At 71.7% G+C, this 15,319-nt stretch carries 16 protein-coding genes; 11 read left to right on the forward strand and 5 right to left on the reverse strand.

Translation table 11 applies throughout. The features are described 5' to 3' along the window. The first annotated feature begins 40 nt into the window (after window positions 1-40). The 5 genes from AB0K00_RS38650 to AB0K00_RS38670 all read left to right on the forward strand — a co-directional run bounded on the left by AB0K00_RS38650 (window position 41) and on the right by AB0K00_RS38670 (window position 5,524). Window positions 41-1,630, forward strand: a complete 1,590-nt coding sequence (locus AB0K00_RS38650; protein ID WP_363531430.1) for a S8 family serine peptidase — start codon at window positions 41-43, stop codon at window positions 1,628-1,630. Window positions 1,631-1,763: 133 nt separating this feature from the next. After that, window positions 1,764-2,369: an SRPBCC family protein gene (locus AB0K00_RS38655; RefSeq protein ID WP_363531432.1), complete on the forward strand. Its 606-nt coding sequence runs from the start codon at window positions 1,764-1,766 to the stop codon at window positions 2,367-2,369. Window positions 2,370-2,512: 143 nt separating this feature from the next. Beyond that, on the forward strand, window positions 2,513-2,887 hold the full coding sequence (locus AB0K00_RS38660) for a response regulator (RefSeq protein ID WP_203847576.1): 375 nt from the start codon (window positions 2,513-2,515) through the stop codon (window positions 2,885-2,887). Next, entirely contained in the window at window positions 2,884-3,987 is a 1,104-nt protein-coding gene (locus AB0K00_RS38665) for a HEAT repeat domain-containing protein (RefSeq protein ID WP_363531435.1), read from the forward strand. The genes AB0K00_RS38660 and AB0K00_RS38665 overlap by 4 nt, the downstream gene beginning before the upstream one ends. Window positions 3,988-4,012: 25 nt before the next feature. Continuing rightward, entirely contained in the window at window positions 4,013-5,524 is a 1,512-nt protein-coding gene (locus AB0K00_RS38670) for a glycosyltransferase (protein ID WP_363531438.1), read from the forward strand. Here the strand turns inward: AB0K00_RS38670 and AB0K00_RS38675 are convergent. The 4 genes from AB0K00_RS38675 to AB0K00_RS38690 form a co-directional block, all read right to left on the reverse strand. Beyond that, on the reverse strand, window positions 5,490-7,175 hold the full coding sequence (locus tag AB0K00_RS38675) for an ATP-binding protein (protein WP_363531441.1): 1,686 nt from the start codon (window positions 7,173-7,175) through the stop codon (window positions 5,490-5,492). The genes AB0K00_RS38670 and AB0K00_RS38675 overlap by 35 nt on opposite strands. A 91-nt stretch (window positions 7,176-7,266) precedes the next feature. Further along, window positions 7,267-7,995: a hydrolase gene (locus AB0K00_RS38680; RefSeq protein WP_363531443.1), complete on the reverse strand. Its 729-nt coding sequence runs from the start codon at window positions 7,993-7,995 to the stop codon at window positions 7,267-7,269. A gap of 94 nt (window positions 7,996-8,089) precedes the next feature. Continuing rightward, window positions 8,090-8,800, reverse strand: a complete 711-nt coding sequence (locus AB0K00_RS38685) for a response regulator transcription factor (protein ID WP_344512041.1) — start codon at window positions 8,798-8,800, stop codon at window positions 8,090-8,092. Continuing rightward, window positions 8,797-10,659 carry an ATP-binding protein gene (locus AB0K00_RS38690; protein ID WP_363531446.1) on the reverse strand — a complete coding sequence of 621 codons (1,863 nt, stop codon included), beginning with the start codon at window positions 10,657-10,659 and terminating at the stop codon, window positions 8,797-8,799. The genes AB0K00_RS38685 and AB0K00_RS38690 overlap by 4 nt, the downstream gene beginning before the upstream one ends. Window positions 10,660-10,819: 160 nt before the next feature. Between AB0K00_RS38690 and AB0K00_RS38695 the strand changes: the two genes are divergently transcribed. From AB0K00_RS38695 to AB0K00_RS38720, 6 genes are all read left to right on the forward strand, one after another. Next, window positions 10,820-11,551: a histidine kinase dimerization/phospho-acceptor domain-containing protein gene (locus AB0K00_RS38695; RefSeq protein ID WP_363531449.1), complete on the forward strand. Its 732-nt coding sequence runs from the start codon at window positions 10,820-10,822 to the stop codon at window positions 11,549-11,551. A gap of 36 nt (window positions 11,552-11,587) precedes the next feature. Beyond that, the gene (locus tag AB0K00_RS38700) at window positions 11,588-11,986 is read left to right on the forward strand and encodes a DUF3224 domain-containing protein (protein WP_363531452.1); all 399 of its coding nucleotides are present in this window, start codon (window positions 11,588-11,590) and stop codon (window positions 11,984-11,986) included. A 31-nt stretch (window positions 11,987-12,017) separates the two neighbouring features. Further along, the gene (locus AB0K00_RS38705) at window positions 12,018-13,250 is read left to right on the forward strand and encodes an ATP-binding protein (RefSeq protein WP_363531455.1); all 1,233 of its coding nucleotides are present in this window, start codon (window positions 12,018-12,020) and stop codon (window positions 13,248-13,250) included. Between the two features lie 237 nt (window positions 13,251-13,487). Beyond that, the gene (locus AB0K00_RS38710; RefSeq protein ID WP_363531457.1) at window positions 13,488-14,123 is read left to right on the forward strand and encodes a response regulator transcription factor; all 636 of its coding nucleotides are present in this window, start codon (window positions 13,488-13,490) and stop codon (window positions 14,121-14,123) included. 108 nt (window positions 14,124-14,231) lie between these two features. Further along, a complete protein-coding gene (locus tag AB0K00_RS38715) occupies window positions 14,232-14,624 on the forward strand; it encodes an SGNH hydrolase domain-containing protein (protein ID WP_363531460.1) in 393 nt (130 codons plus the stop codon). Window positions 14,625-14,651: 27 nt separating this feature from the next. Then, entirely contained in the window at window positions 14,652-15,077 is a 426-nt protein-coding gene (locus AB0K00_RS38720) for a hypothetical protein (RefSeq protein ID WP_363531462.1), read from the forward strand. Between the two features lie 53 nt (window positions 15,078-15,130). On the opposite strand, the gene AB0K00_RS38725 is transcribed toward AB0K00_RS38720, so the two are convergent. Further along, window positions 15,131-15,280, reverse strand: coding sequence for a hypothetical protein (locus tag AB0K00_RS38725; RefSeq protein WP_363531464.1), 150 nt, complete (start codon window positions 15,278-15,280; stop codon window positions 15,131-15,133). Window positions 15,281-15,319: the final 39 nt, after the last annotated feature.

Consider the following 15,319-nt stretch of genomic DNA (forward strand, 5'->3'; position numbering starts at 1 on the left):
TAGACATATGCTGAACCGCCGCGTTCTCACCGTTCTGGCCATGACCGCCGCCGCTGCCGGCTCCTTCTCCTTCGCTTCCGCCGCCGTCGCCGCGCCCGCCGAGGGCACCGTGCGCGGCATGGGCGAGGCAGGCGCCATGAAGGACCGCTACATCGTGGTCCTGAAGGACGGCTCGACGACGACCTCCGACGCCCTCGCGGGCAAGGTCGGCGGCTCGGTGGGCACCCGGTTCAACAGCACCGTCAAGGGCTTCTCCGGCACGATGAGCGCGACCGGCGCCCGCCGGCTCGCGGCCGACCCGGCCGTCAAGTACGTGGAGCAGGACCGCATCGTCCAGGTCGAGGCGACGACGCAGACGAGCGCGACGTGGGGCCTGGACCGCATCGACCAGCAGGCGCTGCCGCTGAACGGGACCTACACGTACGGGCCGGCCAGCAACGTCACGGCGTACATCATCGACACCGGCCTGCGCACGACCCACACCGAGTTCGGCGGCCGGGCCCGCTCGGGCTACGACTTCGTCGACAAGGACGCGGACTCGACCGACTGCCAGGGGCACGGCACGCACGTCGCCGGCACCGTCGGCGGCGCCACCTACGGCGTGGCCAAGGACGTCAAGCTCGTCGGCGTGCGGGTGCTGGACTGCCAGGGCAGCGGCTCCTACTCGCAGATCATCGCCGGTGTCGACTGGGTGACGAAGAACGCGGTCAAGCCCGCCGTGGCGAACATGAGCCTGGGCGGCTCGGCCGGCAGCACCCTCGACGAGGCGGTCAAGAAGTCGATCGCGTCGGGCGTCACCTACGCGGTCGCCGGCGGCAACGACTCCGCCAACGCCTGCACGAAGTCCCCGGCCCGCCTGCCCGAGGCGATCACCGTCGGCGCGACGGACGCCAAGGACGCCCGCGCCAGCTTCTCGAACTTCGGCACCTGCCTGGACATCTTCGCCCCCGGCGTGAACATCCTGTCCAGCGCGAACAGCGGCAACACCGGCACGGCGAAGATGAGCGGCACCTCGATGGCCACCCCGCACGTCGCCGGCGCGGCCGCGCTCTACCTGGCCGGTCACCCGACGGCCACCCCGGCGCAGGTCCGTGACGCGCTGGTCAACGGCGCCGTCAGCAACGTCGTGACGGGTGCCGGCACCGGCTCGCCGAACAAGCTGCTCTACACCGCCGGCCTGATCGCCGCCCCGGCGCCGGCCAACCCGACGACCCCGACCACGCCGACCACCCCGACCACCCCGGTCACCCCGACCACGCCGGTCACCCCGACCACGCCGGTCACCTGCGCCGCGGCCTCCAACGGCACCGACGTGTTCATCGCCGACCGCGCCATCGTCTCCAGCAAGGTCACCGTCGCCAACTGCGCCGGCAAGGGTGCCAAGGCCTCGACCGTCAAGGTGGCCGTGAAGCACGCCGACCGCGGCGACCTGCGCCTCGACCTGATCGCCCCGGACGGCACCGCGTACAAGCTGAAGAGCTCGATCTCCGGTGACGACGTGGCCAACCTGAACGCGACCTACACCGTCGACCTGTCCAGCGAGACCCGCAACGGCGTGTGGACCCTGAGGGTCACGGACGTCTTCGCCGGCGACACCGGCACCCTGGACAGCTGGACCCTGACCGTCTGATCCCACCTCCCCCGGTGACTGATGGCCCCCGCGACCTCGCGGGGGCCATCGGCGTTGCAGAAACCGCGAATCGGTCTCAACTAGGGCGTACCCGTCGGTACCGTGTTGGTCATCCGAGAGCTAGGGGGACACCATGAGCACCGCGCGAGAGTCCATCGAGGTGGCCGTCCCGGCCGGGGTCGCATACGAACAACTCACCCACTTCGAGAACTACCCGCAGTTCATGTCCGGGGTGATGAGCATGGCGCCGATCGACGCCTCGACCGCGCACATGGTGCTGGACATCGGCGGCAACCGGGCGGAGTTCGACGCCAGGATCACCGAGACGCGCCCCGGTGAGTTCCTGTGCTGGGAGGCCCTCGACGGCCCGCAGGTCAGCGAGGCGCTGCGGCTGGAGCCAATGGCGGACGGGATGACCCGGGTCATCGCGGAGCTGCAGATCGACGCCCGCGAGCTGATGCCGACCGAGCAGCACGCCGTCGAGGTGCTCAACCGGCGGCTGAAGGCGGACCTGAAGGGCTTCAAGCGGTTCTGCGAGGAGGCCGCGACGAAGACCACGGTCAACAAGCCGGTGACCGCGACCCCGGCGACGATCGCGCGCGGCATCGCGTCGGCCTCCGGCCTCACCCACGCCAGCAACGAGCGGCCGCCGCAGGGCCCGCCGCCCGCCGGCAACCTGGGGCCGATGCAGCACGCGCTGGACCGCGGCACGGCGCGCACCAAGCAGACGCGGTTCTAGGTTCCACCAAGGCTTTCAGGGGCGCCGGCTATTCGGTCGGCGTCCTTTTTGATCACCAACCGGATCACCGACTGGATCACCGACATTCGGGCTAATTGTCACATATCATGAAGTTTCATAAGGCCGAGAGGAGCGAGGATCCCATGACCGCGATCCTGGTCGCCGACGACGACATGGACATCAGGGACCTCGTCGCCTTCAAGCTCGAACAGGCCGGCTACGACGTCGTCGCCGTCGACAACGGGCTTGCCGCGCTCACCGAGGCGACCCAGAACCCGCCGGACCTCGTCGTGCTGGACGTCATGATGCCCGGCATGTCGGGCATCGACGTGTGCCGCCAGCTCCGGCAGGACGCCGGCACCAAGGCGCTGCCGATCATCCTGCTCACCGCGCGCGCCCAGGAGGGCGACGTCGAGGTCGGGTTCGGCGCCGGCGCCGACGACTACATCGTCAAGCCCTTCAGCCCCCGGGAGCTGGTGAGCCGCGTCGAGGCCGTGCTGGCGCGGATGCGCACGTGACGCTCGCCGGCGCCGCCGTCGTGGCGCTGGCGGTCCTGCTCGTCGCGGCCCTGGTCTTCGGCGGTCTCATCGTCGGCGGCAGGACCGTGCGCCGCGCCCGCGAGGCCCGCCGCGCGAAACTGGCCAAGCCGGCCCGACAGTTGCTCCTCGCGATCGCCGCCGGGGACGACGACCCCGACCAGGTCGAGGCCCTCGTCCGGCTGCCCGACGAGGTCTGGCAGGCGGTGGAGCCCAACGCGATCGCCCTGCTGGGCAAGGTCCGCGGCGAGGCGCACACCACGCTCGTCGACGTGTTCGAGCGCCGCGGCGCCGCCTGGCGGGCCCGCAGCCGGCTGCGCCGCCGGGACCCGGTGGCCCGCGCGCAGGCCGCCGAGGTGCTGGGCAACCTCGGCCGCAAGGACGCCCTGCTGCCGCTGTGCGACCTGCTCGGCGACCCCGACCCCGACGTCCGGGTGGTCGCCGCCCGCTCGCTCGGCCGCATCGGCGACGCCGGCGCCACCCAGCCGCTGCTGGCCACCCTCGCCAGCCGGCGCATGGTGCCGCAGCAGGTGGTCGCGACCGCGCTGACCCGGCTCGGCACGGCCGCCCAGGCAGCCCTGCTGGCCAGCCTCGACGATCCACGGGCGCCGATCCGAGCCACCGCCGCGGAGGTCCTGGGTCTGATCGGTGCGGCGGGCGCCACGGTACGGGTGGAAAGCGCGCTGCGCGCCGACCCGTCCATCGACGTGCGGATCAGCGCCGCCCGTACACTCGGCCGCCTCGGCACCCGGACGGCCCTCGCGCCGCTGCTCGACTCGCTCGAACCGGACCGCCCCGTGGTGCTGCGCGCGGAGGCGGCGAAGGCGCTCGGGGAGCTGGGCGCCGTGACCGCCGCGTCGGCCCTGACCGTGCTGCTGTCCGACGTCGAATACGTGGTGGCCCATAACGCGGCCCGGTCCCTGCTGCGGCTCGGCGGGGCCGGCCGGGCCGCCCTGGCGGCGGCCGAGCACCGCGCCGAGACCGAGCCTGACGACCAGCGGGTCCTGCTCGGCGCCGCGCACGCCCGCGAGGCCCTGGCCGCCGCCGAGCTCGACGACCACCGCAGGCAACTCGTGCCATGACCGGCCCCGCAGCGCAGGTGGCGGCGTGATCGCCGACTGGGTCCGGCAGGTGCTGACCGTCACGGACGTGTTCATCCTGACGTACTTCCTGCTGATCAACTCCAGTTACCTGGTGCTGATCGTGCTCGCCTCGGCGGAGTTCGTGCACCACATGCGGCGGGTGCCGTTCGCCGGGCACGAGGAGACCTACCGCAGCCCGCTCACCCAGGCGGTGTCAGTGCTGGTCCCGGCGCACAACGAGTCGGCCGGGATCGTGCAGTCGGTCCAGGCGATGCTGGCCCTGCGCTACCCGGTGTTCGAGGTCATCGTCATCGACGACGGATCCACCGACGACACCTTCGAGCGGCTGCGGCAGGAGTTCGGCCTGGTCGAGGTGCCCAGAGTGGTGCCGGACGCGACACCCACCCGGGGAACGATCCAGTCGGTGCACGTACCGCGGGAACGCCCCGACCCCCTCGTCGTGGTCCGCAAGCACAACGGCGGGAAGACCGACGCCGTCAACACGGGCATCAACGTGGCGCAGTACCCCCTCGTCTGCATGGTCGACGCGGACTCGGTGCTCGACCCGCAGGCGCTGCTGTCGGTGGCGAAGCCGTTCACCGACGACCCGGTCCGCACGGTCGCGTCCGGCGGGGTCATCCGGGTCGCGAACGGCTGCACCGTCGTCGCCGGCCGGATCGTCGACGTCCGGATGCCGCGCAACTGGCTCGCCAGGGTGCAGGTGGTGGAATACCTGCGGGCGTTCCTGCTCGGCCGGACCGGCTGGTCCCGCATCGGCGGGCTGCTCATCATCTCCGGCGCGTTCGGCATCTTCCGCCGGGACCTCCTCGTCGAGGTCGGCGGCCTCGACCACGACTGCATCGGCGAGGACGCCGAGCTCGTCGTGCGGCTGCACCGGCACCTGCGCCGGCAGCGCCGCGACTACCGGATCGTGTTCGTCGCCGAGCCGGTGTCCTGGAGCGAGGCGCCGAGCTCGCTCAAGGTGCTCGGCAAGCAGCGCCGCCGCTGGCACCGGGGCATCACCGAGATCCTCGGCAAGCACCGCTCGATGATCCTCAACCCGAGGTACGGCCGGATCGGGATGCTCGCGATGCCCTACTACGTGCTGTTCGAGCTGCTCGCGCCGATCATCGAGCTGGCCGGGGTGGTCCTGGTCCCGCTCGGCCTGTACGTCGGCGCGATCAACGCCAGGTTCGCCCTGGTGTTCGTCGCCGTCGCGTACGGCTACGCGCTGCTGCTCAACCTGATCGCGCTGACGGTCGAGGAGTACTCGTTCCACCGGTACCACCGCTGGACGGACCTGATCGCCTCGATCCTCGCGTCGGTGCTGGAGAACTTCGGCTACCGGCAGCTGACCGCGCTCTGGCGGACGATGGGCATGTGGGCCGCGATCCGCGGCGGCAAGCACGAGTGGGGTCAGATGACCCGGACCGGCTTCCAGACCGTGCTGACCCCGGCCGCGCCCGCAGACCCCACGCCGCAGGCGGCGGCGCCGCAGCCCGTCACAGCCAAAGCGGACGTTCGCGTGGAATCCTGACCGTGAACGTGGTGCCGGCGCCGACGACGCTGTCCACGGCGACCTCCCCGCCGTGACCCTCAACGATCGTCTTCGTGATCGCCAGGCCGAGCCCGGCACCCTGCACGGCCTCGCGGACCGCGAACGTACCGCGGAAGAACCGGGTGAACAGCTGGCCCTGCTCGGCCGGGTCGATGCCCACCCCGGTGTCGCTGACCGTGATCACCAGCTGGTCACCGTCCGGCCTGGCGGTCAGCTCGATCAGCCCGCCGTCCGGGGTGAAGTTGATCGCGTTGACCAGCAGGTTGACCAGGGCGCGCTCGAGCTGCTCCGGGTCGGCCTCGATGACGCCGAGGCGCGGCGCGACGTTGAGCGCGAGGCGGTGCTCGCGGCGCTTGGCCCGCGGCTCGACGGCCGCGTGCGCCGCGACGAGCACCTCGGTCAGGTCGGTGGTGACCAGCGCCAGGTCGAAGACCCCCGCCTCGACCTTGGAGATGGTGAGCAGGTCCTCGATGAGCGCCCGCAGCCGGTCGGAATTGCGGCCGATGACCTGCAGCATCCGGGTCTGCGCGGGGTTGAGCTCTCCGGCGTCGCCGGAGGTGAGGACCTCGAGGTGGCCGATGACGTTGGTCAGCGGCGTGCGGAACTCGTGCGACACGGTCGCCACGAAGTCGCTCTTGACCACGTCGAGCTCGCGCAGCCGGGAGACCGCCTCCCGCTCGTGCTCGTAGGCGGCACGCAGCGCGTCCTCGGTGCGCTTGCGGTCGGTGATGTCGTGCACGAAGGCGTTGAAGCTCCAGCCCTGCATGGCGTCCTGCACGGCCCAGACGGCGAGCTCGACCGGGAACTCGTAGCCGTTGGCGTGCCACGCGACGATCTCGATCCGGTTGTCCAGGACGTGCTTCTCGCCCGTGGTCAGGAACCGGCCGACGCCGAGGTGGTGGGCCTCGCGGTACCGCGGCGGCACGATCGTGTCGGCCAGCCGGCGCCCGAGCGCCTCCTCCTTCGACAGGCCGAAGACCTTCTCGGCGGCGGCGTTCCAGCCGGTGATCATGCCGCCCTCGTCCATTGCGACGAACGCCTCGACGCAGCTGTCGAGGATGCGTTCCAGGCGCTCCGCGCCGAAGCGCAGCGCCCGCGTGGCGGCCATCCGGTCGGCGACCCGGCCGAGCTGGATGCCGACGTCGGCCATGATCTCCAGCAGCCGGGTGTCCGGCTGGGCCGGCTCGTGGGTGAAGAACTCCAGCACCGCGGAGACGACCCCGCGGGCGGTGATCGGGAAGGCGATCGCGGCGCCGACCCCGTCGATCGCACCGGGGATCCGGGACCGGATGAAGTTCACGTCCACGGCGACGTCCGGGCACCAGACGGGCCTGCCGCTGCGGGCCGCCTGCCCGACGATGCCGCCGCCGTAGGTGAAGCGGAACCCCTCGCTCGCGGCCCGCAGGCCGGCGAACGAGCCGGGGACGTCCTCGAACCAGATGTCGGTCGACACGAAGACCCTGCGGTCGCGCTCGTCCGGCAGGCACAGGTGCCCGGCGTTCCAGCCGGTGGCCGCGCAGACCGCCTTGATCACGGGCAGTCCGGCGTCGGCGATGTGGTCCGCCTCGTTCGCGATCCGGGTCGCCTCCTGTAACAGGGAGACGAGGACGAGTTCGCGAGCCTTCGACACATCTTCGATCCTAAAGTCGGACCCGCCGCGATCAGCCCGTTTCGGGCGGATCACGGCGGGTTCGCGACGGGATCGGGGTGGATGGAACCGTTCAGGCCGTGGCGGGTGAGCGGTGCAGCGCCGCGGCGACCTCACGCACGTAGCGGTAGTAGCCGATCTCGCTCGCGCGGACGGCGTCGCTCACGGCGACCAGCCGCACGCCGCCCTCGACGCACGCCTGGGCGAAGCGCAGCCCGGGCAGGCGGTGCCGCTCGCTGATCTCGACGACGGTGCCGTTGGCCCGGCACGCCTCGACCAGGTCCGCGATGGCCGACTCCGGCACCGCGGCCTCGTCGATCCCGGCCCGCGCGAGGAAGTCCAGGGGTCGGGCCAGCCGGGTCGGCGCGTAGCGGGAGACCCGCTCCACGGCCAGCCCGGTCACGGTGACGACCTGGTCGATCACGTCCAGGGCGCGCATGGTGCCGTTGTCGATGAGCCCGCGCACGGCGTCGGGGCTGAGCAGGCCGGCGGGCAGCGGCAGGCGGTTGAGCCCGACGGAGATGACCTCCAGGCCGTTGAGGTCCGACGGGAACGCCAGCCAGCCGTCGATGCCGATCGCCTCGACCTCGACGCCACGGCGCAGGACGAGGTCGGTGCGCTGCTGGGCGCGCTGGATGGAGGACAGGTACGGCGACAACCAGCTCGTGTCGGGTCCCACGCGGTCGGCGAACGTCACCTCGGTCAGTCCGGCCTGCTCGGCGCTGGCCACGAGGACGCTGACGCTGTCCCGGCCGGAGGAGAAGGCGGTGTGGACGTGGCCGTCGGCGGCAAGGTCGATCATGTGGGGCTCTCTTCCCTGAGGCTGGCTGCTCTTTCCATGTATCAGGGTGCCGGGCCCGGGTCCCCTGCCCCGGTCCCGGCCAGTTGCGCTTGGGTTATTCGCCCGCGCGGTCCAGCACGGGGCGGCGGTACCGGTACCCGAAACCGCGCACCGACTCGATCGGCGAGGCGTCCGGGTCGGTCCAGCCGAGCTTGCGCCGCAGCCGCAGCACCGCGAACTTGACCCGCTCCGGGCCGATACCGGTCGGGTCGTCCCAGGCCTGCGCGAGCAGCTGGTTGGGCGACAGGACCGCGCCGGCGTGCCGGACGAGGACGTTGAGCAGCCGGAACTCGGTCGGCGTGAGCCGCACCTCGTCGCCGGCCACGAACGTGCGACGGGCGGCCGGGTCGATGCGCAGGACGCCGTCGTCGTACACCTCGTCGGCCCAGGACGCAGGTCCGGCGCTGCGCCGCAGCAGCGCCTCCACCCTCGCCACGAGCTCGGCGTTGGTGAACGGCTTGGTGAGGTAGTCGTCGGCGCCGCCGCGTAACCCACGCACCTTGTCTGACTCCTGCCCGTGCGCGGTCAGCAGCAGCACCGGGACGTCACTGACGTCCCGCAGCCGCTCCAGCACCTGCCACCCGTCCATGCCGGGCAGGCCGATGTCGAGGATGACGAGCTCCGGACGCTCCGTGTAGGCGTCCCTGAGTCCGGTCCTGCCGTCCTTGGCGTGTGCGACCTGGTGTCCGGCCCGCGTCAGCAGCAGGCGCAGAGCCATGGCGATATCCGGATCGTCCTCGACGACGAGAAGTCGGCTCACGATCATCCCCCATTTCGTGCTGGTCGCGAAGGCAACGACAGCGTGACCGTCGTGCCGACCCCTTCGGTGCTGGCGACGCTGATGCCGCCGCCGTGCAGTTCGACGATGGCCCGGCTCACCACGAGTCCGAGCCCGGTGCCGGGCATGACCTGCCGCCCGACGGCCGCGGCGACGTTGGAGCCGCGGAAGAATGCGCTGAAGAGCCGGGGCAGGTCGGCGGCGGGTATGCCGACCCCGGAGTCCACCACGGCGATCGTCCAGCCGTCGTCGCCCGGCCCCGCCCGGACGGTGACCCTCCCCCCGCTCGGTGTGAACTTGACGGCGTTGCTCACCAGGTTGTCCACGACCTGGTGCACCCGGGTGTCGTCGCAGACCAGTTCGGGGCCCTCGGCGCACTCGAGGACGAGATCGAGGCCGGCCGCGAGCGCCGCCGGCGTCCGTTCGGCGACGGCGACGGCGAGCAGCTCCGGCAGGCGGGTCGGCATCGGTTTGAGCTGCAAGGTGCGGGCCTCCAGCCGGGACAGCAGCAGCAGGTCCTCGATCAGGCGCAGCAGCCGGTTGGCGTTGCGGTCGATCACGTCCAGATAGGTGCGCTGGTCCTCGGACAGGTCCCCGGTGGTGGCGTCGCCGAGCAGGTGCGCGAACGCGACGACCGACGACAGGGGGCCGCGAAGCTCGTGCGAGACGGAGGCGACGAACTCGTTGTTGAGCGCGGTCGCCTCGATCAGCGCCTGGTTGCGCTCCTCCAGGCCGCGGCTGCGCTCCTCCAGCCCGCGGCGGACCGCGACCCTGGCGGTGACGTCGCGGATGTGGACGAGCGTGCCGGAGTCCGACTCGCCGGGGCCGGCCACCGGGACCAGGTCGATCTCCAGGACCCGGCCGTCGTCGAACGGCATCTCCTCGCCGACGATCGCGCGGCGCGCCCGGAACGCCTCGCGCAGCCGCTCGACACGGGTGGCGTCGGCGCCGAGCCGGTCGACCGTGTGGCCGATGACCGCGGCCCAGTCCAGCTGTTCGTCGTCGGTCACCTGGCCGCGCGAGGTGTCGGGGCCGGCCAGGCCGGTGTCCAGGAGCTGGTGCGCGGCGAGGTTGGCCAGGCCGACCCGGCCCTGCTCGTCGAGCAGCAGCAGGCCGTCGCCCATCGTCTCGACGAGGCGGGCCAGGCGCTGCTGCTCGACGAGCACGGTGCGCTCGGTCTCGCGCTGGCGGGTGACGTCGATGCCGAAGAACACGACCGCGCCGACCTGGGCGTCGTCGACGAAGCTGCGGGCGGCGACCTCGATGGTGCGCCAGTGGCCGTTGGCGGTGCACAGCCGCAGGTCGACCGTGCCGGCCGGGTGCCGGCCGGTGCAGCAGGTGAGGAACATGCCGACGGCCGCGGGCCGGTCGTCGGGGTGGATCAGGTCGATGATGCGGTAGTCGGGGGGTCTGTGCCGGTCGTACCCGAGGACCGTTCCGAACGAGTCGGACAGCGCGCTCCAGCCGCGGGCCGGGTCGACGGTCAGGATCATCGCCCGCGCGCCGGTGGTGATCGCCCAGGCGAGGGGCGAGCCGAGCATCGGCGGTGGCGGCACCGCGCGGCAGGGCTGGGCAAGGGCGCGGTCGGCCGCGGCGGCGATCTCCGCTGCGGCGGCGAGCAGCTCGGTGCGGGCCGGCGCGGCACTGAACTCGACGCGCAGCTCCTGTCCCCACTGCGCGGGCCCGACCGGGAGCCGCTCGAGGAGGTCGAGCTCGCCGACGACGGGCGTCAGCGCGGAGACGATCTCGGCGGACCGGACGCCCGAGAAGCCCCGGAACTCCGCGACGAGGCGCTGCGCGTCCACCACGGTGGTCGCGTTCGCGGCACGGACCACCAGGTCGACCACGGCACCCTCGATAAGGCCCGTGTCAACCAGACGGTCGGTCTCTCCACGCAAAGCTCTCCTCGGCCGGCAGCCTTCGCGACATCCGTCGCTTACTGTCGGTACACACATATACTACGCAATGTAATGACATGTCCTGTAACGTTTCCGGAGGACCGAGGGGGTGCTCATCACTGACGACACCGCCACAGAAACCACCGCACCGGGCGACGTGACAGCCGGCGCCCCGGGCGGGCGGGGCATGAGCGAGCTGCGGACCGAGTTCATCCGGGTGGCCGCGCACGAGCTGCGGACGCCGTTGACGTCGATCATCACGTTCGCGAACATGCTCGACGCCTCGGACGACGTCCTCACGCTCGACCCGAGCGACCGGCACTCCGCGCTCGCCGCGATCCGGCGCAACGCGGAGCGCATGCAGCTCACCGTGGCCGACCTCATGCTGCTGGCCGAGCTGGAGTCCGCCGAGACGCCCCTCGACGCGGTCCGCGTCGACCTGCGGCCGCTGCTCAAGGAGGTCACCGGCGGGCTCGCCGTTGCCTTGGACGTGCCGGACACCGCGCACCTCTTCGGCGACGAGCCGCTGCTGCGGCAGCTGCTGCGCACCGCGGTCGACGTCGCGGGCGTGGTCAACGACGCGGACCACCCGATCACCGTGACCGCCTCCCGCGCCGCGGGGATCTGGACGGTGCGGGTGATCGCCACGGTGGCCGGCCCGCTGAGCGCCGAGCGGCTGCTCTCCATGCGCATCCCGCACCCGGACCATCCGGGCGAGCACCGCACCGGCGCGCTCGCACTGATGCTGGGCCGGGAGATCGCCGCCCGGCACGGCGGCGGCATGCTCACGTCCGTGGAGCAGCGCGGGGTCACCGTGAGCATCACGCTTCCGCATTCCTGACGCGATCTGTCAGGAATGTGCGGCACGCTGTGGGGCATGGGAAACAAGGCCGTCGCGCCGTTCAGCATCGAAGGCTGGGAAGAGGACGTGTACGACGAGCGCCCCGGCGCCCGCCTGTCACGGACCAGGATCACCAAGCGGTTCACCGGTGACTTCGCCGGCACCAGCGAGGCGGAGACGCTGATGTGCGGCGCCCCGGTCGAAGGATCGGCGGCGTACGTCGGCTTCGAACGCTTCCTCGGCAGCCTGCACGGCCGGGCCGGCACCTTCGTGCTGCACCACACCGCGACCGGCTCCGGCGGGCAGCGCGGCGGCTCCTGGACGATCGTGCCCGACACCGGCACCGGCGAGCTCACCGGCATCAGCGGCGCCGGCGACATCGTCATCGCCGAGGACGGCGCGCACACCCTGGTGCTGGCGTACGAACTGGGCTGACCAGCAACTTTCGGCGCTTATCGTCGGCCGTATGACCAGCACGACGACGCGCCCCTACCCCGTCCCGGCCGACGAGCAGGAGCGGCTGCGCTCCCTGGCGGACTACGGCGTCATCGGGTCTCCCCCGCTGCCGGACCTGCCGTCGGTCGTGGAGCTCGCCGCCTACATCTGCGGCGTGCCGAACGCGGTCGTCAACATCATCTCCGCGACGTCGCAGCACCAGCTGGCCGCCTACGGCTTCGCGGCCGGCGTCTGCGCCCGTGAGGACTCGATGTGCGCGATCAGCATCGTCGAGCCGGAGACCGTCGTGGTGCGCGACGCGACCCTCGACGCGCGCTTCGCCCGCAACCCGTTCGTCACCGGCGAGATCGACGACGTGCGCTTCTATGCCTCCGCGCACCTGCGCGACCGGGACGGCCACGTCCTGGGCTCGCTGTGCGTCTTCGACCAGCAACCGCACGACCTCACCCCGCAGCAGCGCGAGGGCCTGGACAAGCTGGCCCGCATGGTCATGGACGTGATGGACCTGCACCGGCACGGCCAGCTGCTCACCGACGCCCTCGACAAGGTCCGGCGCACCACCCACGAGCTGCAACGCTCCAACGCCTCGCTGCAGCACTTCGCCGGCCAGGTCAGCCACGACCTGAAGAACCCGCTCACCGGCGTCCTCGGCTTCGTGGCCATGCTCGCCGACACCGACGCAGTGATCGCCGACCCCACCGCGAAACGCTGCATCGACCGGGCCCTGTCCTCCGCGACCCGGATGTGGCGCATGATCGAGGACGTCCTGTCGCACGCGTCGCTCGGTGGACGCCCGTCCTTCGCCCCGGTCGACCTCGGCGCCGTCGTCCAGCAGGTCGTCGACGACGTCAGCACCGCGATCGCGACCGCTCAGGCCACAGTGGACGTCGGTCCACTGCCCATGGCGTACGGCGACGCCACCCAGCTGCGCGTCCTCATCCAGAACATGGTCAGCAACTCGCTGAAGTTCCGTGACCGCGGCCGCGCCTGCCACATCGCGATCACCGGCTCGCAGACCCCCGACGGCTGGACCGTCACCATCGCCGACAACGGCATCGGCATCCCCGCCGAGGACCGCCCGCGCGTGCTGGAGATGTTCACCCGGCTGCGCACCGACGTCGAGGGCTCCGGCATCGGCCTGGCCACCTGCCAGCGCATCGTGGAGGCCCACGGCGCCACCCTCGTGATCGACGAGACCCCCGGCGGCGGCACCACCATGCGCATTTCGCTCCCGCGCCCCTGACCGTCTTCGCCGGCGTGCCCGTCGCGGCGTGCCTTCCGCGGCGTGCCTTTCGCGGAAATACCCGAAGAGTGGACGGTGTCCACCGGTGTCCGATTGTCCTCCGGTGCAGCACGGTTGCCGACGAGCGCAGGTCAATTGCAGCACCTGGCGACCGGACGGTGCAGGCTGCGACGCTTACGGAGCAATGATCCACGCCGTAAACGTGCAGGCCACGGCACACCTTCCTGAGGAGCCCAGATGACGATCCGACTGGTCGCCGTCGATGAACACGTCCTTCTCCGACTCGGCCTCAACCGTGTCGTGGCGACCGTCCCGGACATCACCCTGGTCGGCGAGGCCGGCAGCGCCGCCGAAGCGGAGCGCGTCGTCGCCGAGACCCGCGCCAACGTCGTGACCATCGACGCCTCGCTCGCCGACAGCGACGGCATCGGGCTCGCCCGCCGCCTGCGCGCCTCCAGCCCCGACCTCGGCGTCGTGCTGCTCAGCGCGGTCAGCGACGACAACCTCCTCTACCGCGCCCTCGACGCCGGCCTGTCCGCCTACGTCACCAAGGCCGCCCCGATCCCGTCCGTCCTGGCCGCCATCCGGCACGCGGCGGTCGCCCCGCACTCCTTCACCGCGCCGGGCCTGTCCTCCGCCCTGTCCCGCCGCCGCGGCCAGACCGGCCTGCTCAGCCAGCGCGAGCAGGAGGTGCTGTCCCTCATGCGCGACGGCCTCAGCCTGCCGACGATCGCCCAGCGCCTCGCCGTCTCCGAGGCCACGGTCAAGACGTACGTGTCCCGGCTGTACAGCAAGCTGCGGGTCAACAACCGCTCCCAGGCCCTGATGGCTGCCGTCAACCAGGGCCTGCTGGTCTCGGCGGACGCCGCCTGACTCGCTGACCCCTCACCACGAACACGCGGACCGGCGCCCCCTTGCCGGTCCGCGTGCTCGTCGTTCCCCACCCACGACGTCGACTTCGTCCCAGTTCCCCGCGGGCTGGTGCTGTACTTCGACGGCTGCGTGCCCACCGGATCCACCGGCGAACTGCGGCCGTGCGAGTACGGCGTGCGCGACGCGACCACCACCGTCGTCCTCGCCGGCGACTCCCACGCCGGACATTGGCTGCCCACGCTGGAGGCCATCGCACAGCAGAAGCAGTGGCGCCTGGTCGTCCACCTCAGGAACTCCTGCCCGTTCCTGGACGTGGAGGTGGCACTCCCCCGCTCGACCCAGCCGTTCACAGGCTGTACCGAATGGAACCGCGAGCTGCGGTCGGTCCTCACCGGACCGCAACGGCCAGATCTGCTGCTGACCAGCAGGCCGGCGCCGGCATCCCGGTGGCGGTCCTGCGCGAGACCCCACAGCCCCGCATGGACATGGCCGAATGCGTGACCAGGCATCGCGAGCAGCTCACCAAGCTTGGAGTTCTGCCTGGACTGCTGGATCTGCGAGCGGACCGGCCGCACCACCGTGTTCGAGCACGGTGCGGAGCGCGCCGTCTGCTCCGGCGACGCCGACTCGGGGCAGCACTACACCGCCGCCCGGATCGCGGCGTTCGACTACACCAGCGAGCCGCGGCGGACCACGCTGCACGCCGTCATCGACCACTGGTGGGCGCCGTTCCACGACGCCAGGCGCGACCGTCCGGGCACCGCCCTCACCCGGATCCCCTGGGTGAGGCTGCAGGTGGGGTACCACTGCCCGCACCAGCAGGGCGGCGGCACGTTCACGATCCAGACCAACCTCGTCCGGCCCGTCGCGTTCTCCTGCGAGCACTGCGCCGCCCCGGTCGCCGGCAGTGACGAGGTCCCGCGCATCCGCCGGCTGTCCTACCCGACCCCGTAAGCACGGCCGTCGTGGCGCCGTCGTCGTGGCGCCGGCGCGGCGTCGGGTCGTGGCTACCAGGTGGAGAGGTCGCCGCCGATCAGGGTGACGGCGGCGACCATGGTCACGCCGAGCAGGACGGCGACGAGGCCGGTGTCGAGGGTAGCGGCGCCGCGGTCGTCGCGCACGAGACGAGCGTGCAGCTTGGCGATCAGGTTCGTCATGCTCAACTTCCTCCTGGGTGGCTTTCGGTACACCCAATC

Source organism: Dactylosporangium sp. NPDC049525 (assembly GCF_040676755.1).
Taxonomy (GTDB): Bacteria; Actinomycetota; Actinomycetes; order Mycobacteriales; family Micromonosporaceae; genus Dactylosporangium.